Source organism: Neorhodopirellula pilleata, assembly GCF_007859915.1.
GTDB classification, from domain to species: domain Bacteria; phylum Planctomycetota; class Planctomycetia; order Pirellulales; family Pirellulaceae; genus Rhodopirellula; species Rhodopirellula pilleata.
Window position 1 is genome coordinate 1,197,732 of sequence record NZ_SJPM01000001.1, and the last position, 22,912, is coordinate 1,220,643.

At 56.2% G+C, this 22,912-nt stretch carries 17 protein-coding genes and 1 other RNA gene; 9 read left to right on the forward strand and 9 right to left on the reverse strand.

All coding sequences use genetic code 11. The features are described 5' to 3' along the window. The first annotated feature begins 114 nt into the window (after positions 1-114). From Pla100_RS03800 to Pla100_RS32370, 3 genes are all read left to right on the forward strand, one after another. Positions 115-1,224, forward strand: coding sequence for a fatty acid desaturase family protein (locus Pla100_RS03800; protein ID WP_146576628.1), 1,110 nt, complete (start codon positions 115-117; stop codon positions 1,222-1,224). Next, the gene (locus tag Pla100_RS03805; RefSeq protein ID WP_146576276.1) at positions 1,158-2,159 is read left to right on the forward strand and encodes an aminotransferase class IV; all 1,002 of its coding nucleotides are present in this window, start codon (positions 1,158-1,160) and stop codon (positions 2,157-2,159) included. Before Pla100_RS03800 ends, Pla100_RS03805 begins: the two co-directional genes overlap by 67 nt. A 154-nt stretch (positions 2,160-2,313) precedes the next feature. After that, the gene (locus Pla100_RS32370; RefSeq protein WP_231602658.1) at positions 2,314-2,652 is read left to right on the forward strand and encodes a DUF1559 family PulG-like putative transporter; all 339 of its coding nucleotides are present in this window, start codon (positions 2,314-2,316) and stop codon (positions 2,650-2,652) included. A 44-nt stretch (positions 2,653-2,696) separates the two neighbouring features. Here Pla100_RS32370 and Pla100_RS03815 read toward each other — a convergent pair whose 3' ends face one another. Further along, a complete protein-coding gene (locus Pla100_RS03815) occupies positions 2,697-3,707 on the reverse strand; it encodes a hypothetical protein (RefSeq protein WP_146576278.1) in 1,011 nt (336 codons plus the stop codon). Between the two features lie 245 nt (positions 3,708-3,952). Beyond that, entirely contained in the window at positions 3,953-4,483 is a 531-nt protein-coding gene (locus tag Pla100_RS32145; RefSeq protein ID WP_146576279.1) for a methylated-DNA--[protein]-cysteine S-methyltransferase, read from the reverse strand. A 65-nt stretch (positions 4,484-4,548) separates the two neighbouring features. On the opposite strand from Pla100_RS32145, the gene Pla100_RS03825 reads away from it, so the two are divergent. Then, positions 4,549-5,856, forward strand: coding sequence for a PQQ-dependent sugar dehydrogenase (locus Pla100_RS03825; protein ID WP_146576280.1), 1,308 nt, complete (start codon positions 4,549-4,551; stop codon positions 5,854-5,856). 87 nt (positions 5,857-5,943) lie between these two features. On the opposite strand, the gene Pla100_RS03830 is transcribed toward Pla100_RS03825, so the two are convergent. After that, positions 5,944-6,612 (reverse strand): DUF2141 domain-containing protein, encoded by a 669-nt coding sequence (locus Pla100_RS03830; RefSeq protein WP_146576281.1) that lies wholly within the window; start codon positions 6,610-6,612, stop codon positions 5,944-5,946. A gap of 151 nt (positions 6,613-6,763) precedes the next feature. Here Pla100_RS03830 and ffs point away from each other — a divergent pair. Then, an RNA gene (ffs, locus tag Pla100_RS03835) (signal recognition particle sRNA small type) lies at positions 6,764-6,858 on the forward strand. 41 nt (positions 6,859-6,899) lie between these two features. After that, positions 6,900-8,726: a DNA polymerase III subunit gamma/tau gene (dnaX, locus tag Pla100_RS03840; protein WP_146576282.1), complete on the forward strand. Its 1,827-nt coding sequence runs from the start codon at positions 6,900-6,902 to the stop codon at positions 8,724-8,726. A 317-nt stretch (positions 8,727-9,043) separates the two neighbouring features. On the opposite strand, the gene Pla100_RS03845 is transcribed toward dnaX, so the two are convergent. Continuing rightward, on the reverse strand, positions 9,044-10,762 hold the full coding sequence (locus Pla100_RS03845) for a ferredoxin (protein WP_146576629.1): 1,719 nt from the start codon (positions 10,760-10,762) through the stop codon (positions 9,044-9,046). A gap of 671 nt (positions 10,763-11,433) precedes the next feature. On the opposite strand from Pla100_RS03845, the gene Pla100_RS03850 reads away from it, so the two are divergent. Continuing rightward, positions 11,434-12,810, forward strand: a complete 1,377-nt coding sequence (locus Pla100_RS03850) for a tetratricopeptide repeat protein (RefSeq protein WP_146576283.1) — start codon at positions 11,434-11,436, stop codon at positions 12,808-12,810. 218 nt (positions 12,811-13,028) lie between these two features. On the opposite strand, the gene Pla100_RS03855 is transcribed toward Pla100_RS03850, so the two are convergent. Both Pla100_RS03855 and Pla100_RS03860 read right to left on the reverse strand, forming a co-directional pair. After that, entirely contained in the window at positions 13,029-15,119 is a 2,091-nt protein-coding gene (locus tag Pla100_RS03855) for an ABC transporter permease subunit/CPBP intramembrane protease (RefSeq protein ID WP_146576284.1), read from the reverse strand. Then, the gene (locus Pla100_RS03860) at positions 15,116-15,865 is read right to left on the reverse strand and encodes an ATP-binding cassette domain-containing protein (protein WP_146576285.1); all 750 of its coding nucleotides are present in this window, start codon (positions 15,863-15,865) and stop codon (positions 15,116-15,118) included. The genes Pla100_RS03855 and Pla100_RS03860 overlap by 4 nt, the downstream gene beginning before the upstream one ends. 430 nt (positions 15,866-16,295) lie before the next feature. On the opposite strand from Pla100_RS03860, the gene Pla100_RS03865 reads away from it, so the two are divergent. Next, a complete protein-coding gene (locus tag Pla100_RS03865) occupies positions 16,296-18,323 on the forward strand; it encodes a sensor histidine kinase (RefSeq protein WP_231602661.1) in 2,028 nt (675 codons plus the stop codon). A 158-nt stretch (positions 18,324-18,481) separates the two neighbouring features. Next, complete coding sequence (locus tag Pla100_RS03870) at positions 18,482-19,834, forward strand: sigma-54-dependent transcriptional regulator (protein WP_146576631.1); 1,353 nt, start codon at positions 18,482-18,484, stop codon at positions 19,832-19,834. Between the two features lie 90 nt (positions 19,835-19,924). On the opposite strand, the gene Pla100_RS03875 is transcribed toward Pla100_RS03870, so the two are convergent. From Pla100_RS03875 to Pla100_RS03885, 3 genes are all read right to left on the reverse strand, one after another. Beyond that, positions 19,925-20,395: a hypothetical protein gene (locus Pla100_RS03875; protein ID WP_146576286.1), complete on the reverse strand. Its 471-nt coding sequence runs from the start codon at positions 20,393-20,395 to the stop codon at positions 19,925-19,927. Positions 20,396-20,547: 152 nt separating this feature from the next. Then, the gene (locus Pla100_RS03880) at positions 20,548-22,503 is read right to left on the reverse strand and encodes a serine/threonine protein kinase (protein ID WP_146576287.1); all 1,956 of its coding nucleotides are present in this window, start codon (positions 22,501-22,503) and stop codon (positions 20,548-20,550) included. Next, on the reverse strand, positions 22,500-22,904 hold the full coding sequence (locus Pla100_RS03885; RefSeq protein ID WP_197167675.1) for an ECF-type sigma factor: 405 nt from the start codon (positions 22,902-22,904) through the stop codon (positions 22,500-22,502). The genes Pla100_RS03880 and Pla100_RS03885 overlap by 4 nt, the downstream gene beginning before the upstream one ends. Between the last annotated feature and the right edge of the window lie 8 nt (positions 22,905-22,912).

A 22,912-nucleotide genomic window follows, 5' to 3' on the forward strand; every position in this document is an offset into this window, starting at 1 on the left:
TCTTTAAAACCACCAAGCGGAGGGATGGATTACTATTTGCAATAGACAGAATTGAATAATGGTAATTCAATAAGACTCATCACCAACCTGTCCTGTGTTCCAAATGACTGCATGATGGCTAGCAAAACGAATCCAGCATCCTGCCACCCGTTCAGCTTCGTCCAAGCCCGCACCCTGATCGCCGATCTCCAGCGTCCCAACCCGTGGATTTACTGGGCGGATTTTTTGGTGTCGATCATCATCGGCCACATCACGTTGCACGCCATTTTTTGGATGCATCGGCTGTATGGTTTTGAGCCCTGGTCGATCGCCGTGATGGGGTTGTGCTATGTCGTCACCGTGATTTTGTACATGCGGGCCTTGATGTTCATACATGAACTCGTGCATTTGCCGGACAAAGGATTCACGTTTTTTCGCATCGCCTGGAACGGACTGTGCGGAATCTTTTTCCTGGTTCCATCGTTCCTGTATTACCCGCACGTCGACCATCACCGCCGCAAACACTACGGCACCGAACACGACGGCGAGTACTTGCCGCTAGCGAATCGTGGTCCATGGATGATCGTTGGGTTCATCGCCCAGGCCTTGATCTTGCCATTGCTAGCGGTGCTACGTTTTCTGGTCATCAGTCCGTTGTGTTGGATCGCACCGAAACTTCGTCCGATCGTTCACCGCCACATGTCGACGATGTTGGTCGACCCGACCTACCAACGGCGGGACTCGTCACCGAAGGTGATGCGGATCGTGATCTTGCAGGAGGTTCTGTGCTTCGCTTGGTTGGTTTGGTTCTTCATTCGCGGGTATATCATGCGTGATCAACTGATCGATCCGTTTTGGTTCATTGCGTATTCCGTCGGCGTTGGCATCTTGGTGCTCAACGAAGTGCGTACGTTGGGAGCCCACCGCTGGACCAATGACGGCGGCGAGATGAGTTTCGCCGATCAACTAACCGATTCGGTGAACTTTCCCGAGCGACCTTGGATCACCGAACTTTGGGGACCGATCGGAACCCGTTACCATGCGTTGCACCATCTGTTCCCCCGACTACCCTATCACAACTTGGGCGAAGCCCATCGACGACTCACGGCGGGGCTTCCGGCGGATTCGATTTACCATCAAACGAACGAAGTCTCGTTGACCGCAGCGATCCGAAAATTATGGCAACAATCCCGAGCGGCGGTCGCCCGACAATCGCAAACCAGCCCGACGAAAGTGCCGGCATAGGAAACGACGGCAACCTTCCGACGGACGTATTTGTCCCGATCGGATTTTTCTGTTGTGATGCGATCGGACAAAACGGATGGCTGCCGACCGATCAGATTCGGTTGCCCATCGAGGATCTCGGTTTCCGCCAAGGCGTGACCGCCGTCGAGCGTCTGCGAACCTATGACCGCCGTCCGTTCGCCGTCGATCGTCACTTGCAGCGGTTCGCTCAAACGCTTCGATCGATCGGAATGGACGCGAGTGTTTCGATGGATGCGATCGAGCGGTTGATCGATGAGATCATTGATCGCAATCGCGATTGGGTGAGCCAACAAGTCGACGTCGGTATCACCGTCTGGGCGACTCCCGGTCGTCGCTTGAGCAACCAAGGTGGCGTGACCTATGCCGTGCATCTCAATCCGATCGATCACGAGGCGGTCCGGATTCGCCGCACCGAGGGGCAGTCGGTGGTGCTCACCGATATACGACAGCCCGCCCCGGATTGTTGGCCTCGGTCGGCGAAGGTCCGCAGCCGCTTGCATTATTTCTTGGCCGATCAACAGTCCGAGTCCATTCGGCGAGGCAGCACCGGTGTCTTACGAGACGAAGACGATTCGTGGACCGAATCGAGTGTTGCCAACTTGGCGTTGGTAGTCGACGATGAATTGGTCTTCGCCCCCGTCGACCGGGTGTTGCCTGGCGTGACGCAGTGCATCGTCCGAGAGATCGCATGGAATCAAGGCATTGATTGTCGAAACCAACTGATTCAAACGGTGGATATCGGTCGCGCCCAAGCGATGTTGTTGATGGGCACGGACACCGGATTGTGGTTCGCCAGTGAAGTCTGGGATGGTCAGGGAAATTGCATCCGATCATTCGATCGCCCCACCAAAGTTTCCCTCACCAAGCGTCTGCAAACAGCCATGCCACAATCATCGACAGGGTTGCCACTGTAGGCTGGGTCGCAGCCGCTTCGGCGGAGACCCGGCATTCTGCAGCGCGTGGATCATCAATGCTGGCGTCGCTTGCCCGATTCCTGACCAACTCGCAACGATCTTTGAGATCAACCATCCGAAAGGCGAGAGACTCTACTTCGATTGGGAAGATTCAATGTCGGCAACGTTCGGAACGAGCGGCAGTCGAGTCGCGGCACGTTTACCCCATTCTAATGACACGACACCGATCGGCCCGACGATCCGCCTTTCGGATTTTAAAGATGGTCAGGGAAACACAGTCCTATTCAGCGAATCGCTTTACGCGTTGCCTTGGCACCGATCTGGATTTACCAATGCGGAAGATCTAATCTTCGTCCAGCAGCCAGATGAAATCATTTACCCGGTCCTTAGTCGCTTCACTAACGCAATGGTCTGGCAATCGATTGATTATCGAGTATGGCAAGCACTGATGACTCCCGCTGGGCGAGATCAAGTACCGACTGATGGATGGTAGCGACGTTAAAAATCATCTCGTTAGGATCGACCACGGTGCACGATTCAATTGGCAGCGGATTGTTTTAGATAGTGTCTGCGTTTGCGAACGACCAAAAGGATGATCGCGAGAGCCGCTACACTCGCCAACACGAGTATCCTGACAACGAGACGTTGAGGTGAACGTCGCGGCTGAACGACCAAGGGTGCGATTTGTCCGTAATCGGCCGCAAACATCTCATCTAAGTTTTCTCCGCGTTCGCCCCAGTTCTTTTCATCTTGCTCGATGCGCCGCTGGAGTTGTTCGGCTTGAATTAATTCCGCCCGAAGTTCGGCCTCAACCGATTCGATTGATTCGCCTACCTGCATGGCAATGGCCGCTTGGGCGAGTTCCCGATTTCTTGTGCGAGCTGGTTCGTCGGAATTGTAGGAAGCGACCAAATAAGCACGCGCGGCCAGACGATTCGCGTTGATCGAATCGCGTTGCTCCGGGGCAAGTTGGGAAGCGAGCAGGTCCCCCAACGCGGCCAGTAACACCGGCGAATCGTGGTTTCCGAATCGCAGCATACCGATCAACCCCCGGATACCGGCCTCGTACTCATCTACCGATTCCTCTGCCGATTTATTTTCATCTCGTTGATGATAGAGGTATTCGTCAAAACGCATCGGAAACTGTAAAGCGTGGGTTCGGTTTGTCCGGACGTCTTTTTGCAACAGATATTCAACTAATCGCTTTTGATAGATTTCTCTTCCAAAATGCGCTTTCGGATTGATGGCCAGTGCCGCTTCAATGTGTTCAATCCCTTCTTCCAGTCGACCGGCATGTATCAGGAACGTAGCTAAATTTGCCTCGGACTCATAACGTCCGATCTCAGGCCAACGTGATATCTTGGCGTCGATGACTTCGATGGCTTTGTCGTGTTGGTTAAGTTTTTCGTAGGCGACCGCAATATCGTCATAGTCACTTGGCGAACGCTGATCGACCGGCGTCGATTCACGGTCTTTGATTCGCCACCGGTAGTAATGTTTGCTATGTCGGGGAAAATAGCCGACGATTGATTCCAATGCAGTGGGCACTGCCGAACGTTCCATAATGAGCGTGTCGTAGTCCCACAGACACGCCAAGGGAAGCAATCCGGAAAGGCTTAGAGTCAGTAAAAAAGTTACGCCGTGCGTCATCGTCGTTACTGTGTTGGGTGAGTTATGTCCGCGTCAGCGGAAACTTCGGATGAATAAGCTAATCACTAACAGCCAAAGGCCAATTGCCGTAATGCCGGGTGTTCGTCGCAAAGCCTCCTCCAGCCAGCCTACTTTTGGCCAGCCTATCTTTTCTCTAGGTCGAGCAGGAATGTTTTGCGGGCTAGACCTCCGGCGAAGCCGGTTAGCTTGCCATTGCTACCGACGACGCGATGACAGGGAACGAGGATCGAGATCGGGTTGCGGGCGACCGCCGCTCCGACCGCCCGGATCGCCGCTGGTCGGCCGATTCCGATGGCGACCTCGCGATAGGTTTGAGTCTCGCCGGGAACGATGCGGGTTAGGTAACGCCAAACCTGAGTTTGGAACGGCGTCCCCACGAAATGATAGGGGATGCGGAACTCGGTTCGCTGACCCTGAAAATACTCGTCGAGCTGCTCGACGATGGTGGTTAAGATACCGGCTTCCCCGGTCGCGGATCGGGTGTTCTCAAGCGGATCTCGTGAATTCCAGTAACGGGGCTGCGGTGAATGATCAGGGAAGTACAATCCAAGGCACCCGTCGCGGCGGGCGACGATTCGCAATTCGCCAATCGGACTAACCCAAGCAGTTTGAAAATGGGGCGTCTGATGTTGGCGCGTTGGAGTGGACGTCATGACCGTCATCGTCAATTCCTTGTGAGTTACCTTTGAATCCTTTTTCCTCAAGACGAAGAGTCTATATGATTTCTCAACGCAAGCATGTTTTTTCTCGCCGGCAAGCAGCGGCATGGTCGGTTTTTACCGGCGGCTTGATCGCCGCGACGGTCGGGATCGTGGGGCTCGAACCGGCGAACGCCCAAGAGAAAACGTTCGTTTCCCCGACGATCAATTTGGCGAACCCTCCCGAATCGCTCAATACATCCCCGATGCCGATCGAAGTTGTGCGGGCGTACCCGAACTTGAACATCAGCCGCCCGATCGTGATCACCGGTGCGGGCGATGGCAGCGGTCGTTTGTTTGTCGCCAGCCAAACGGGTGAGATCTTTGTATTTGACGAAAGCAACGAACAGGTCGACGAACCCGAAATGTTTGTCGACTTGAGCGACCGGGTGATCTACAAAGATCGCGAAAACGAAGAAGGCTTTCTCGGGTTGGCGTTTCATCCTCGGTTCAGTGAGAACGGTAAGTTTTACGCTTACTACACCACATCGGACCGGCCGCACGTTTCGGTGCTGAGTGAATTCCGAACCGTCGAAGGCTCGCAAAACCGATTCGGTGACCCGAGTTCGGAGCGGGAACTGATGCGGATCCAACAACCGTTTTGGAACCACAACGGTGGCACCGTCGCGTTCGGTCCGGACGGGTATCTGTATGTCGCGTTGGGCGACGGTGGAAAGGGCAACGATCCGCTGAAGTCCGGACAAGATCTCAGTAAGCTGCTCGGTTCGATCCTGCGGATCGACATCGATCAAACGCAAAATGATTTGCCCTATGCGATTCCGAAGGACAACCCGCTCGTGGGAAGAGGAGCCAGTGTTTGGCCGGAAATCTATGCGTGGGGCGTGAGAAACATTTGGCGAATGTCGTTCGACGAACCGACGGGACGACTGTGGGCGGCCGACGTCGGCCAGAATGAATGGGAAGAGATCAACCTGATTCGTAAGGGCGGCAACTACGGTTGGAGTCTCCGCGAAGCGGCTCATTCATTTACGCTCGATGGCAGCAAGGGATCCGAGGCGACCCCCAGCCTGATCGACCCGTTGATCGAATACCCGCACACCGACGATTGGGGTAAGTCGGTAACCGGCGGGGCGGTTTACCGCGGCAAGGCGACGCCTCAACTGGACGGGTACTATCTCTACGGCGACTACGTCAGCGGCCGTTTATGGGCGATGAAAATTGACGAAAAGACCGAAGCCGTTTTGGAGAACCGCCCGATCGCGTGGCAGCAACTTCCCGTATTCACGTTCGGCAGTACCGACACCGGTGAAGTCTTGATGAGCACGATGATGGGCGGAGGCCAAATCTACCGCTTCGTCGCCAAATAAATTTGAGTGCTTCGTCCAGGTCGAACCTAAGGGTAGCGAAACTCGCCAGTCGTTTCGGTCTGATCTGCTAATCGCCGAAAGTGACGCCTACCAGATTTCCAGTTCGATCGCTTCGCCTTCGGCGGGGCGGTCGATAAGGGCTTCTTCAAACGTGGGCGGCCCAAGTTTTCCGCGGGCCGCGTTGCTGAAGCCATAACGCTCCGTCGGAATGCCCAACGCGTTTCGATCGAGTTTCTCATTGTTGTTTTTGTCGTGATAAACCGCGATTGCAAACGGCTCAGCCAGGACATCGTTCGGAATATCGTAGGTTGCTTGACCGTCCTGTCCCGCTTCGAAAGCTTGTTTCCAGATCGCTTGACCGGGATCGTTGAAACTCTCCGGCGTGCGATAGATCGCGATCCGAATCGATCCCCCTTCTGCGGCCCCGGTAACGATCGTCCGTGTTGCGCCCGCGAGCGAGCCTGATTCGCCGTTTTCCAATCCGGAACTCGGACTGATCAGATTTCCCTGCACGCTTTGGATCGCATCGGCCGAAGGGAACGCGGGTGGGCGAAATCGGTTTTGTTGAAAATAGATCAGCACGCAACCGAGGAGGAAAACGCCACAGGCAAACGCCATCAAAGCTGTCCCGTGATTTTCTTGCCATTGGTTCGAATATGTTTTCCAAGAAACGTCGCCCCGACTGGAAAACCGTGTTGGTTTGGGGGTATCGACGACCGGTTCGGCCTGCGTTTCGACTTCGTTGCTCAATTTCATACCTTTTCAAAAATGACAGAAAAGAACGTTACCTGATAAGGACTAAGACGCTCGGAACCGCTTTCAGGTCCCCGCTCAGGTTAACCGATTGGAACGCCTTTCGCGAACTCACTTGATGTCTTAGACTATAGTGATGACGACACCGCGTGATGGTGGCGACCCTTGCGATTGCAAGCTGTGAACCTGGTCAGGCCTTAACTGGAGCAGCCATAAACGGTGCCGCTCTGTGTGGGGGTCGCCTCCAATGCGCGGTGTTTTTTTCTTTCAACCCCGAACACGTTTCGTCCATGTCCGGAAATCCTGGAGCCGCTGGAAAGTCGCCCGATTCCGGTGATGGATCGTACGTCGTTGTCGCACGACGGTATCGTCCTCGAGATTTCGATCAGCTCGTCGGCCAAGACCATGTCGCCCGTGCTTTGCAAGGCGCGATCGAAACGTCCCGCGTCGGCCACGCGTACTTGTTCACCGGAGCCCGCGGGGTGGGCAAGACCAGCACGGCGCGGATCTTTGCCAAGGCGCTTAATAACCCGGGCGGGCCGACCTCGCATCCCGACAGTGACAACGACATCGCCCAGGCGATCGATTCGGGCGAAGACGTCGACGTGATCGAAATCGACGGGGCGAGCAACCGCGGGATCGATGAAATTCGCTCCCTCCGGGCGAACGTCGGCGTGCGACCGAGTCGTTCGCGGTACAAGATTTATATTATCGACGAAGTCCACATGTTGACCGGTGCGGCCTTCAACGCGTTGCTCAAAACGCTCGAAGAACCGCCCGAACACGTCAAGTTTATCTTTTGCACGACCGACCCGGAAAAAATTCCGATCACGGTCCTCAGCCGTTGTCAACGATTCGACTTCGCGCCGGTCGAAAGTAGCAAGATCGTCGGGCGTTTGCGTGAGATTGTGCAGTCGGAAAGCGGCACGGCCGACGAAGAAGCCTTGGAACTGCTCGCCCGCCGCGCCGCCGGTTCGATGCGAGACAGCCAATCGCTACTGGAGCAAGTCCTCAGCTTCAGCGACGGGCATTTAACGGCCGATCAGGTCCACGTGATGTTGGGTACCGCCGACGACCAGCGGTTGCACCAGCTCGCCCAAGCGATGCAGCAGCGCGACGCGGCCGACGCGTTATTGCAAGTCGACCAGGCCATCGCGGCGGGAGTCGACGCCGGACGCCTGACCGAACAAATGCTTGGTTATTTTCGCGACTTGATGACCGTGGCCGTCGGATGCGATGCCAAGTTGATGCGTTATGCGGCGGCGTCCATGCATCCGGCACTAAGCGAACTGGCGCAAAAATGGGGACTGCAAACGGTCCTTGCGATCGTCGGGCTGGTGGATGAAACGCTCGTGCGGATTCGGCACAGCGTTCACGCTCGCGTGCTACTCGAATCGACGTTGATTCAAATCTGTCACCTGCCCGACTTGCAAGCGATCGTGGACTTGACTTCGGCCAGTGGTGCCGCCGGAGGCTCGGCAACGGTCGCGGCAAAATCAAAACCGGGTAACATCGAAAAAAAAAACGCGATAGTTAACCCGGTCGCCCGGACTGCGGGGATCGCATCGTCGCCGATAGCATCACCGGCAACGGTGGCTACGGACGAAGCCCCGTCAGCGGCGGCCCCACAAGCGGCGGCACGGTCTGCTGCCGTCGCACCTTCGACGCAATCGCCCTCCAAGCCCGCTGATACGTCGCCCCGCGACCAGTACACCGATCCGATCACCAACGACATTTTGCAGTCGACCTGGGAGCAAGTTCTCGCCGAGATCGATCCGATCACGGCGACTTTGGTGCGGGCGACCGAACGGGTCGAAGCCCCCGAACCTGGCGTTGTTTGCCTCACGTTTCCGGAGTCTTCCGGCCTCGCGATGAGCCGCTGCGGATCGCCCACCAACCGCGATGAGATCGTCAAGACGATCTCCCGCGTGACCGGCAAACAGGTTTCGTTGGCGTTCGCCACGGGCACCAAAGCGAACGTGGTTCAAAAAGAAGTTGCCAAACCGAAAGCTAAAAACCGCATGCAGCGGATGCAAGAAATCGAAGCCAAGCCGATCGTGCGGGCTTGCATCGAATTGCTCGGTGCCGAAATCGTCAAGATCGACACGCCCCGCTGAACTGGGCATTCAATCATTCGGTTTTGTTCCGGTTTCGCTACCTTGAGATTCAATCTTGACCGAAGCAACAAGCACACTGCCCAAGTAAATCAACAAAACACATAGGCGAGTCTCTCCGAAACTCGCGGCTTTCAACATCTCGGAGAGACGCTGCTACGTGCGTTTGGCCAAAAACTTATGTTCGTGTGCTTAGGCAATCGGGCGACTTAGCATCGCGGGAACATTAAGTGGTGGCGACTTTCAGTCGCCAAACCCTGAAACGTCGACTGAAAGTCGACGCCACGTTAAGAATCCAGCACTTATTGTTCACGCGATGCTTAACACCCGATACAGGGCGATGCACTGACGGTGGCGCCGCATCCGCCGCAACCACTGCCGACCGCGGGCGCGGTCATCATGACGGGAGCGCCACAGCCATTGCCGCCTCCGCAACCACCTTCCATCACCGAAGGACCCACGTTGATGGTTTCCCCGTGGACCATTCCGACCGAAGCATTGCTGCTCGTGCAAGGCGAGATCGTCTCTTCGACCAAGGTCGGAACCATTTTGCAAACCTGAACGGTTTGTTCTTTGGTTACCGTGTATGGAACGCTCACGGTGTACTCTTCGATTTCTTCTTCGGCGACTTGCTCGTAGCGAGTCGTTTGGTAAGGCTCGACGGTGTACTCAGGCACGTTGTAGGTGTAGCTGACTTCCTTGGTACGCTCTTCGGTCGTGTAGGTGACGTACGGTACAGTCTGCGTCTTGGTGACCGTGTTGTACGTTAACGTCTTACGCATCCGCGTACGGGTCTCTTCGTTGTACTGGACTTGCTTCCGCATGCGGGTGCGAGCCTCGTCGACGTAATCGACGACCTTCTTGGTACCGGTGCGAGTCTCTGGGTGATAAACCAATGTCGTGCACTGATACGGAACTTGGATCGACTCTTGTTCGTAAACCGTGTAGGTGACGACTTGCGATTCTTGACTGCTGGTGGTCACCGGCACCGTTTCGGTTTGAACATTCGGAACCCAAACGCGTTTGGTTTGGGTGGTGGTCGTCGGTCCACAATTCGAGGCCGTTGCGACGATCGGAGCGGAGTGGCTGACGCTGCCCCCGCATCCACCGTAGCTGACGCTCCTGCAGCCACCGCAGCGTGATGAGCAGGGACTTGATCCGCACGGGTTCGACGAACCACATCCACAACCGCTTCCGCTGGCGTAGCTCACACCACTGCCGCAACCACAACCGGTGCCGCTGCTATAAGCGACGTTCGTGGCGACCGGAGCAGCGGCCACTTCCACGATCTGTTCTTCCCAATGTCCATAGTCCTTGGTGACCGTTTTCATTTCCGTCTTGGGGACACAGATCGAAATCGTGCGAGTCTTAGTCACGGGTACCGCGTTGGTGACCGTGCGAGTCTTTTCCTCGGTGACGACTTGCGGGACGTTGACCGTGTAAGTGAAAGACTCGTCGCGAAGTTGTGGAACTTTCACCGTGTATTCTTCGGGCACGTCGACCAATGAGGGAACGCGAACGGTGTAGGTCTCGGGAACCTCATTCCATTGTGGCACCGTCTCGGTGATCTCGACGGACTTTTCGCTTTTGACCGGAACGAGGACCGAATAGGTAACCGTCTTGGTTTCCGTTTTGGGAACATTGACCATCTTGGTGCGGTAGTTTTCCTCGACGATCGGCACCGTCTTGTAAACCGTCTTGGTGCGATAACGGGTTTCGCTGCGAGTTTCCTGAACGCAAACCGCTTGAGTCTCGGTCACATAAGTCGGCTTCATCACGACGCGGTAGGACGTCATCGGCTCGCACAGGGTTTCCGATGCGGGCATGGAACTAACAGACACGGATTGATCGTAGGAATCACCATAGGAAACGACGGATTCGGCGTAGGTGGCACCGCTGGAAACGACGTAGCCTTGGCCACAGCCGATCGCGCCACCACAGTGACTGCTCACAACCGTTGGAGAAACTCCGCACGGGTCAGAACATCCCCCGCATGGCATGCATTGGGCTGACGCGATGCCGGCACAGGAGGCAAGCATCGCGGCAGCGACGCTCAGAAAACGGGGAAGGGTCTTCACGAGAGGTTCCTCTTCAGAGAAATGTGTACACAAGATGACTGGCAAACCAATCTAGGACCAAGCGAACTGGATCCGAGCGGAGCGTTCGTCCACGAGATTAGACGGAACATTTGCCTGTACAATCGTTTTTACCAGTTTTTTTGTCCCATTTTTGCCAACCGTGACATTGAACACATCTCGCCTATTGCATGCAATCCACTTAAACACTTTGTTCGCTGCAAATTAACACGCTTTTTGGACTGCAGCCGAATCGTGCGGCTAGCGGGCTGTTGATTTTGTCCTGATCGAAACCCGATGCGTGACGGGCTGTTGATTTAGTTTGCATCGCAACCCGAAGCGTGAGCGAGGGATACCTACCAAGGATTTAATGGCGTTCGATCCCTCGCTTACGCATCGGGTTACGATTAAATCAACACGCCGGTGAGCGAGGGATACTCAAAAGAGAATTAATAACGTTCAATCCCTCGCTTACGCATCGGGTTACGATTCAATCAACAGACCGCCTGAGCAGAAATCCCTGAAATAAAGCCTGACATTGGCGTTCTCGGGGGTGGGGAGTTTCCGCCAGGCTGTGATAAATTGCGTGCTGCAATGCATTTTCCCCCCTCCTCACCGTCTCGGAAACCACGCGGATGATATCGACGACCTTTCACGGAACTCGGAAATACGCTCGTCATGAACCGCTCCGGCGGATTGTCGGCTGGCTCGGAACAGCCGGTTTTAGCTTGGGAGCGTCGGTCGGTTTGAGCGTCTCGAGCGACGCCGCGAATCCCGGCCAGCCCGTGGTCGCTCGTGTCGAAATGCGGTTTGCGACCGAGGATGAGGTTGTCGACATTATCTCCAAAGGCGACCTGTTAACCGTCGTGGAAGATCGCGGCGAGGATTACGTGATCGTCACCCACGAGGGCACCCGGGGCGCCGTCGACAAGGTCAACGCCGTTGAACTCGCCGAGTCGACCGACATTTATACGGAATTGATCGAGGAGTTCCCCGACGAGGGACGCTATCACACGCTCCGAGCGTCGGCTTGGTGGGCCTTGGGGAAACAAAAAGAAGCGATGGACGATTTCAACGCCGCGATCAAGAAGGGTTACGAAGAAGCTCACGCTTACAGCAGTCGTGGTTTGTTTTACGCGGCTCAAGGAGACCATGACGCAGCCATTCGCGATTATGACAAGGCGCTTCAGATCGACCCCGAAGACGTCACGCCGATGATCAATCGAGCGGCCGTTCACATGGCGCAGAGCGAATTCGTCAAAGCGATCGAGGATTACTCGGCCGCCCTCGAAGTCCGGCAAGATAACGCAGCGTTACTTCGTCAGCGTGCGATCGCCCACAAGGCGGCTGGAAAACTCGATGACGCGATTGCGGATTTCGATCGCATCGTCGACATGAACCCCAAGGACGTCGCGGCGGTGATGGGACGTGGCTACATCCGTTTTCAACAACGTGAGTTTGCCGCTGCCGCATCCGATTTTTCAGCCGCCTTGGAACTCGACGATCAAGACCCGGTGGCGTGGAACAACCGCGGCTACAACCGATATCAATTGGGCAAGTCCGCTGCGGCACTCAAGGACTACAACCAAGCGATCAAGCTGGCCCCGAACTACGCGCTTGCCCACCAAAACCGAGCGTGGTTGTTGGCGACGGCCGATGACGAGTCGTTGCGAGACGGCGAGGCCGCGATCGAATCGGCTGAGAAAGCTTGCGAGATCAACGCCTACGGCAACATCGGCGACCTGTCGGCACTCGCCGCCGCATTGGCGTCGGTCGGCCGCTTCGAAGACGCCGTGGGTTGGCAAGAAAAAGTCGTCGAGTTGGCACCCGAAGATGTCAAAACATTCGCCGAAAGAATGCTGAACCGTTACCGCAACGAAAAACCCTACGCCGCCGATCCGGTCGCGGCCGAGAAATCGGAAAAGGAAGCCGCCGAGGCGAAGGCCAACGCGGAAGCGGAAAAGAAGAACGCGGCGGCTTTGGAAGAGGCGATGAAAAAGAGTAGCGAGTAGCGAGAGGCGAGTGGCGAGATCAATCATCCGTACGGATGAAATCTAACGAATGCCAAGCATGCAACAGGAAGATGCTCGCACCTCGCACCTCGCACCTCGCACCTCGCACCTCGCACCTCGCACCTCGCACCTCGCACCTCGCACCTCGCACCTCGCTACTCGCTACTCGCTACTCGCTACTCGCTACTCGCTACTCGCTACTCGCTACTCGCTACTCGCTACTCGCTACTCGCTACTCGCTTCGACACGTAGACGATCGCTATTCCGACAAACAAACATCCGCCGGCGGTCGCTAGCCAAGTCGGCGGAAGGTGGCGACTGGCTTCCATGTCGGCACCCAAAAAGTCGAGCTTCTCGTGGTAGCGGGCGACGAGTTCCAAAAGTCCGTTGTGCAGGAAGTGCATCAGCATCCCCGGCAACACACTGCCGCTACGATACGCCAACCACCCCAGCAGGAATCCCAAGAAAGTCGTCGGCAAGAATCGTTCGACCAGCAAGGTGCTGCCGACAAAAACGTGAAATAACCCAAACAAAACGGACGTCAACGCGATCGTTTGCCAAGGCCGCAGGGCTTTTGAAAAAGCGGAAAACAGATAACCACGAAAACACAACTCTTCGATCACCGCAGGCGTCAGAGCCATCGTTGCCAAAAGAATGACCGGCGAGATCGTCTTCCATTTTTCAAGGACGCCTTTGGTGCGTTCGATCTGGTCTTCGTTGAGCAACGCGATGCCCCATTGATCGGCAAGCACCAATGCCTCATGTGCGAACGCCCAACCGCCCAGCGCCATCGCACCTCCGCCGATGAAGAACCCGATCGACGTGCGGTGCATCCGATAGGTCGCCCGGTAGCGGTGACGTCCCAGAAACGTCGCCACCAACGGAATCAGCCCAAAGGCGAGGATCAAGCCGATCGCATTGAGCCCTAATTGCCAAGCGACGCTGACTTCGGGCCCTCGGGTGCGGAGCCATTGCATCAACGCGTTGGAAACGATGAACGAGATCGGCAACAGAAGCGCGATCACCATGCCGGCTTCGCCGATGGTCGGGGTCAAGGTCGCTTTGGCCGGACGTTGAAACAGCGATCCGATCGATTGGTCGCTGGTCCGCGTCACCGCGTCGTTGCCGAACAACTTGGCTGCGACGGCCAGCGCCGCGATCGCATACAGCACGGTCGTCGTGATCGCGATCGTGGCACCTAAAACCGGCACGGTTCCGGATAGGATTTCACGCGCCAACAACACGATGTTGATCAACGGCGCGACCGCGAGCGGACCAGATAAATCGATGCCGGGCATCAACGACAACATCGCCGGAGCCAACGACAACAACATCACCGGGATCAAATACGCTTGGGCTTCTTTGAAGGATCGAGCAAAGCTGGTCAACGACAACAACACGGCGGCAAAGAAGGCACTGAAGAGCACCAGCAGCAACAAAATTTGAATGATCTGCGGCAGTCCCAATCCGGCTCCGTCGCCCGATAGCAGCGGCATCAGTCCGGTTAACGAGAGCGTGATGAACATCGCGCCCAAGTTCGCGATTGCGGTCATCATCGCGACGGTCACAACGGCGATGTACTTGGCCAGCAACAGCCACCACCTTGGCACCGGCGATGCCATCAAGGCTTCCATCGTACCTCGTTCGCGTTCGCCTGCCGTCAAGTCGATCGCGGGATAGACGGCCCCGGTGATCGTCATCAGGACGAGCACCAACGGGATGATCGAACTGAGCACGTTCCCGCTCGGCTTTTCGCCGACTTCTTCCGTTCGGACTTCGAAACTCGAAAACTCCGGCAGGACACGTTGCAAGATGTCGACGGCGTCTTTGAGTTTGAGCCATTGCAAACGTTCGACAAGGATCCGTCTGGCCGATTGACTCGCTTGATCACCTACAAACGCGGTAACGGTGATCGAAGTCGGCTCGCCATCTTCGATCACCAATTCCGCTGCGACGTCCAATTGATTGGCTAATAACGCATCGGTCGCCTTGACCTCCTCGGTCACGACGACTTTGAATTCGGCAAGGTTTCCGCCACTGGCCTCCAAAATCGCTTCGGGTGGTTGGCTGCGAGGATCATTGAGCAGCGATTGCAGCCACTCGCTTTCGGCGACCGTGTCGACGCCGACGACGAACCCGGACTCGCCGGGACCACCGGAGGACAGCAAGAATCGATTCAACGCCATGCTCAGCAGCGGATAAACCAAGATCGGCATCATGACTAAGGTCAGGATGGTTCGTCGATCTCGCAGCGTTTCGCGAAGCTCTTTTCGACTCAGACGGGCCAGCCGAGACCAGGAAAGATTCACGCGGGCGTCTCGGTGAGGGTGGGATTCATCAAGTCGTCAAACATTTCAACCAAGTGTTCCCGTCCGGTACTTTGTCGCAATTGTGAAAGCGTTCCGTGATGTCGTAATCGACCGCGGTGCAGCAACCCGAAACGATCGCACAACCGCTCGGCCTCGTCGAGACGGTGAGTACAAACCACAACCGCCTTGCCGGTTTCTCGCAGATGCCCGATGTAACGAAAGATGGTTTGAACGCCGACAACGTCGAGACCCCGAGTCGGTTCGTCGAGCAGCATCACGGGGGGATCATGGATCAAACCGCGAACGAGTGTGACGCGTTGCCGTTGCCCGGTCGAGAGCGAACCGGCCCGGCGATCCAGTAAACCATGGATGTCCATGACGCCGGCGAGTTCGGCTAGGCGGGTCTCGGCGGTCTCAGGCGGGACCCCGTACAGATCCGCGAAGTAAAGCAGCATTTCACGAACGCTCAGCCACGGATAAACCCCGTCACTGGCCGAAACGAACCCCAGTTTGGCCTTGGCCGCGAACGGGTCGACCGAGGTCTGAATTCCCGCAACCTCGGCAATTCCCTCGTCCGGCACCACCAAACCGAGCACCATTCGCAATGTGGTCGTTTTTCCCGCTCCGTTAGGACCGAGCAACCCGTAAACTTCGCCCGGCGCCACCTCCAGCGACAACCGATCGACCGCGTGAACGGTTTCGTTCTCGGCGGTAAAAAACTTCGTCAGTGACTGGATTTTCAGCATCGATTCGTTTGCCGAGTAGAGGAGGTTTCGCGCCGCAGACCCGGCAAAGTCCCTCGCCGACGCGGATCGGCGGGTTGATCTAGTGAGCCGACGGCGCTAGCCGCGGGCTTTACGGCAAATAAGCCACCATTCGGAACCCGTGGCTAGCGGGCTGTTGATTTAGTTTGCATCGTAACCCGAAGCGTGAGCGAGGGATACCTACAAAGGTTTTAATGGCGTTCAATCCCTCGCTGACGCTTCGGGTTACGATTAAATCAACACGCCGCTAGCGCCATCGGCTCACAAAAACTGACGAACGGGATAAATGAACATGCCGGGATGCGACCGGCTCGAGTACGCAACCAGCGAAGCTTTGGGTCGGCACTGGGTTTTCCCAATTCCGACCTTGTCTGATTCTAGGATCGCGGATAGGCTCGAGGGAGTTACACGGATGTTTCACGCGATCAAGGGCCAGGGAGGCCGTCAGATGCGCAAGTTGAGAATCTCGAGTCGACTTAAGGGTCGTTTCCGTCGTTCCCCGAGCGAGGCTTTCACTGAGGGCGGTCCCACTGGTGATTCAAAACCGGGCAATCCCTTGCGCCTCGCCCAAGCCGGGACCACAGCACCTCCGAACGGGGGGATCGCTGACAATTCTCTTGGCCCGCATCGATCCAAGGCATCCGATTCGGCCATTTCACGCCGGGGCACGCCGGTAACCGGACTGCTGCAGCGATATACAATCCGCGGCAAATTGCTGTTCGGAATCGTGATGTTGGTTGCCACGATCATCACCCTTACCCTCGTCGGATTGGCCGGGTTTTATCGCTACCAGGCCCTCGCCGACGCTATCAGCACCCGGGCGACGGAACTGCCTTTGGCCACCGACCTGAGTCAGTGGGCGGCCAGAGCCCGAGACAGCAACGCCAGCATCTGCCAGATGAAATCCCGCGAAGGGATGATCGATTCTTCGGTCCTGGCGACTTCAGATCAACAGCTCGAGCGGCTTCATTTCGACCAAGCCATGCTGGAATTGAATTTGATCTGGAGCCGCTACGGCGATGCGATCGGGCTGAGTTGCTCGATCTGCGATGGTCCTGTTTCACGACATGCGCAAACGATCCAGTCCGACGAACTCGCCGCCATGCTGATCGATACCGAAGAACAGCAAGACTCTCTCGTCGCGATCGGCCAGACGATTCACGAACTCGATCGACAGCGGCAGGACCCGCGGGCTCAAGCGGTCTATCAACAAACCGGTTGCAACGAACTCGCCGAGGTGCTGGATCATCTCGTCGAGCAGTGCAATGAGCACCTCGATCTAATCCACGGCCAAATGGCTCAGTCGAGCGACCACGTCCGCTCGCAACATCGATTCGGAATTGCCTGCGCTTGGATCGCGTTTCTTGTCGCGAGTCTCGTCACATTCGTGATGGTGATCTATTTCCAAATGATGGTCATCGGCCCGTTTAGCAATCTGGTCAGCAGCGCGCGGATGGTGGCCTGCGGGCAATACGAAAACACGATCGACTTGGGAAGCGACGACGAAATCGGGGAACTTGCCGCGATTTTGAATCAAATGACCGATCGGTTCCGCCGCAGTTTGGCGCACATCCAAGAACTCGTTCAACAACAAGACGAGGAAATCAAGATCCGTTCCCGTGAGGTCATCCGCAACGAACAACTCGCCAGCGTTGGTTTTCTCGCTGCCGGATTCGCTCACGAGATCAACAATCCGATGGCCGCGATCGCTTGGAGCGCCGAAGCGTTGGAATCTCGCGTCAGCGAATTGCAAATGCTTGCGCCGGAGAATCGTTTAATGGATGACGAAATGATGGAGTCGTTACAGGAAAGTTTGCAACGGATCGAGGGCGAGGCGTATCGTTGTAAATCGATCACCGAGCGAATGCTCAGTTTCAGTCGCGTCGGGCAAGTCGAACGCGAAATGATCGACGTGGTCCCACTGGTCAAGGACGTCGTGGATCTGATCGGAACGTTGGGGAAATATCGATGCCAAGACGTCTCGGTCACCGGCCTTGAAGAACTGATTGCCTACGCGAACTCGCAAGAAATTCGTCAGGTCGTCTTGAACTTATTGACCAACGCGATGGAGAGCGTCGACGAAGACGGGCGAGTCGTCGTCGAGCTGAAACACGACGGCGACTTCGCGAGCATACGTGTACGTGACACCGGATGCGGGATGAGCAACGAAGTCATGCAACATCTGTTCGAACCGTTTTATACGCGTCGACGCGACGGCTCGGGCACCGGATTGGGGCTGAGTATCTCTTATCGCATCGTGTGCCAACACGGCGGCCAGTTGATTCCTCGCAGCGAAGGAATCGGAAAGGGCACCGAAATGGAACTTCGATTGCCGACCGAACCGGTCGCCCCGCCATCGGCCCAGCAACCGCTCAGGCAAATGAACCAGACACCTTGGCGAGAAACATCACGAGCCGCCTCCACGCCGCAAGCCGCCTAACACACAGTCGTTTCGCGAAACTTTTAGCCATTCAATCACCTACGACCAATCTCACCATGAACGCTACGCCTGTCATCACTGTTGAACCGACCGCTAAATCCAGGTCGAACGGTCCCGCGAAATCCGGCGGCGACTCCTCTGCCAATCGAGGCGCGGCAATGCATGTGTTGTTCGCCGACGATGAAGAGCAAATCCGCGAAGTCATGCGGCGGGAATTGCCCCGTTTGGGATACCGCGTGACGATCTGTCCGGATGGTTTGACCGCGTTGGATGTTCTCAAACGCGAACGGATCGATTGCCTATTGGTCGATCTGCACATGCCGGGACTGACCGGCATCCAATTGATCGAGAAAGCACGCGAGGTCCGTCCAGAAGTCGAAGCGATCTTGATGACGGCCAATCCCGACATCAAGAGTGCGATGGAAGCGTTCAAGCACGGGACCTATCTGTACTTGGACAAACCGACCAAGCTGACCGACATCGCCACGATCTTGGGAAGGGTCAGCGAACGCCGTGAAGGCCGACGGTTGATGGCCGCCCTGATGCACCGGCTCAACCGCGCCGAGGGCAAAGGCGACTTGATCGGGGAACATGATTCCATGAAAGCGGTTCGCAAGTTGATAGGTCGCGTCGCCCCGACCGATTCGACCGTCCTCATCCGAGGCGAAACCGGGTGCGGAAAGGAATTGGTCGCACGAGCGATCCATGAACACAGCCTGCGAGCGGACAAGCCATTCGTGGCCGTCAATTGTGGAGCCCTTCCTGAGACGTTGATCGAAAGCGAATTGTTCGGCCACAACAAGGGTGCTTTCACGGGGGCCGACATGACGCGGGTTGGGCTGTTCGAGGTTGCTAACGGCGGCACGTTGTTCTTAGATGAAATCGGTGAATTGCCGCTCGCCGTCCAAGCCAAATTGTTGCGGGTGTTAGAAACCGGAGACATCCGACGACTCGGCGATAACGAAAACATCCACATCGACGTTCGTATCGTATGCGCGACCCACCGCGACTTGGAAAAGATGGTCAGCGAACAGACTTTCCGAGAAGATCTGATGTTCCGCATCAACACGTTTGAACTACGCGTGCCCGCGTTCCGCGAACGGATCGAAGACTTGGAAACGCTTGCCAACCATTTGGTGCGCCGGCATCGTCGCGACGGCGTCGACGGCCACCTGTTCACCCCCGAAGCGATCGACGAACTCAGGGGGCACCAATGGCCGGGCAATGTTCGCGAGCTCGCCAACGTCATTGAACACGCTTCGGTCCTGTGCGATTCCCTACCCATCGGGGTAGAGCATTTGCCGGCGCACTTCTCGAGACGACGATTGCGTGATGATTTACTCAACGCCAAACCGATGTCCCTGAAAGAGATCGAGCAACTCGCCATCGATCGGGCGATGGAGCGTCATTCAGGAAACAAAAAGGCGGTTGCCGAGGAACTCGGTGTGAGCTTGAAGACGCTCTACAACCGCCTCAACGAAGCTAACGAGAACGACTCCGCAGCCGCCTAACAACCCGTTTTGGTGACACTCCGTCTTTATCCCACTCAACATCGATTGACGCGTCGATCGAAACATCGATGCCAGGGGCTCGAACGGAACTTAGCGAGGCCGGACCAAACGTTCGAGGTAGTCCTCGGTGTCGCGATGCAGCACTTCTGCATCGGTCATCTCGCGTCCAGCCTCCGGCTGTTTTTCTGGAATCAAACGGACACCACTTGATCTCCAAGCGAGCATGGCGCGGCCAACCACGAAGATCACGACGGGCAACGTCGCCGCCAAACAACCTGCCGTTAGTGGGATCAGGTTCATCATCAACAGGAAAACGGGTTCCAATACAAAGTCGGACCCACTATCGAACGGGATCGCGACCGCCGACACCAGCTCCATTGCCGACGAAACCAATCCGACGAGGATCGGTAACAGCGTCAACGGAAAGAAGGAAACCAACAGGTTCTCACGCTTGACCGAAAACGTGAGATACAACGCGATCAACGTTAGCCCGATCGATAGCACCGCGAGAACGATCAAGAGCGGCCACCCGCAAATCTGCAAGAACATCGTCAGTGACATCGGGGCAATCCTTCACAAAGTGGCCGCGTCCATGGGACGGAACAGCAAGGGTATCGAAAAACGAGAATTGTGCAGTCTCTCGCGTTCCCGTCCAGCGTCCTTGTCGCAATCTTCACATTCGCGTTTCGCCAACCTGGACGTGCCTTGATCGCTCAGGGCACCCACACGACATTGACCAATCGGGCGTTCCACTGATTCTCGGTATGATCACGCGTGCTTTGTCCGCGATTCTCATCAAAACGAAACAATGCGATCGTTGCCGCGGTGTCGGTGAGTTGCTCGGCCGTCGCGGCCGGGATGAATCCTTTCCCCATCGAAAGTCGCAAACCATGCAGCTCGCCTGAAAAGAACCGAGGCCCCTGTTCGATCGGCAGGATGCCTTCGGGAACCCCGCCAAGGTATAAGCCGAGCCGGCTCGGAAACGGTTCAAAGTTGAGCGACCGGGTTTGCACACGCTCTCCATCGATCCACAACTGCAACTGATCTGTGTCACGAACGGCGGCGACCATTTGCCGTTGTCCGAATCGTACCGGTTCGGCGGAAACTTCTAAAATGGGTCGCCCCCGATGCATGGCGGCAACACCCCATCGGTCATCCTTCGAAAGGAATAAGATCAAACTCTCGTCGCCTAACCAATTCACCAAGTTGGACGGAGACGGCCCGGGTTGCGGCGTTACCCAAGCCTCGATGATGGCGATGGTATTGATCGGTATGTTGAATCCTTCAACTTCTGCGTAGCTCGCTTGTCCGTCGAATCGCAAGCCGTTGGCGGTTGCCTTTAAGTCGGTTCCAAAACCAAAGAAGTGATTGACCGCTCCTAACATCAATACGACCGCGACCGCTAGACCCGCATACTGGAACGGGCGACTGCGTACGGAATCGTTCGGGGTTCGTACATTTTCGGGATCGCGAGAAGACAACGTCGGCTGATCGCACGGTTCGAGCCATTGCGACAGCGCCTCCTTCACTTCGCTCATCGTTCCAGGCCGTTCGTCGGGAGCCTTGGCCATCATGGATCGAACATAATCGCTCAAAGCGATCGGAATCGATTCGACGCCAACGACATCGACGAGTCCCGGAACTTCCGCTTGGCAATGTTGCAAGACCGTGTCCAACCCGGTATCGCCTTGATAGGGCGCCTTGCCGCTTAGCAAATAAAACAACGTGCAACCAAGACTATAGATGTCGCAGCGCGCATCAACCTGGTCGGGCGAACGCGCCTGTTCTGGTGAAACAAATTCAGCGGTCCCCAACATGTGTTGAGAGCTGGTCAGCGGCTCGCTAGATGAAACGCCATCCAGTTCGCTGCGCAACTTCGCCAGCCCGAGATCGAGGACTTTGATGTCGCCCTTAAAGTCCAACAACAAATTGCTCGGCTTGATATCACGATGGATCACTCCGGATTGATGTGCGTATTGCAACGCCTCCGCGATCTGAATGCCGATTTGCAAGGTTTCTTCGACTGGAATCGGACCATCTTGGGCAACGATCGTTGAAAGCGTTTCACCTTCGACCCACTGGGTAACCAAACACAAGACACCATTGATTTGCCTCGCATCTAACGCGGCTAAGATGTGCGGGTGCGATAGGCCGGCCGTCGCGTGTACCTCCCGTTCGAACCGTTTCCGTGCGAGCGGATCGTGATGGATGGATTGCCGCAACACTTTGATGGCGACTTGCCGCCCCATCAATTCATGCGTGGCTCGATAGACCTCGCCCATTCCTCCGCGTCCGATAAGTGCTTCGATCACGTAGTCACCAACCCTTTGACCGGCCTGCCACTCGTGCGGCGATACGTCCATGCCGATGGCTGATTCCATGAGTTGACTGATTTGATGATCGTCGTAGGTCGGGATGAGTTCTTGATAGGCTTTGGAATGAATCTCGATCCCAAACCGGGTTCGGTAAAATACATCCAAGTAAATCAACTCACGGCGAAACGATTCCGATGCGAGTGGCGGCTCGTCGTCGATCGATTGAAGGTAGTCACGCAACGACGCGTGTTGGGTTTGTTGCCAAAGTCGCTCGAATTCGTCGCATCGGCGATTGATCCAGATCATCGTCGATGAATCGAACCCGCCAAACTTGGTCGACCCGGCGCCGCTCATGGGAGACTATCCGTTTGCCAAAGCTGTTGAATTGTTTTGAGTTTGCGTTGCACGGTGCGTTGAGTACAACCCAGCGCCGCAGCGATCTCGGAGGGCCGACTGCCTTCGATACTCGCGATCGCAATCTCTCGCAAATCCGTGTCACCGGTTAGATCGAGTCGCATCAGCAAACACTCGAGTGAATCCGACGCAGTCGCAACCATATCGGGTGTAGGTTCCACGCTTGAGATTTTTTGCCAGTCCGGAATCGATTGCCCAGTCGTAGTTGTCGATCCGCGTTTTTGACGATTCTCAAATCGAATCGAATCGACGGCCTTGTTCATCGTGATGGTCAACCTGGAGTGCCAATCAGCGATCGTGGAATCGAGCGGTTCGGATCGTTGATTCGAAGGCGTCTTCACAGCAGCTA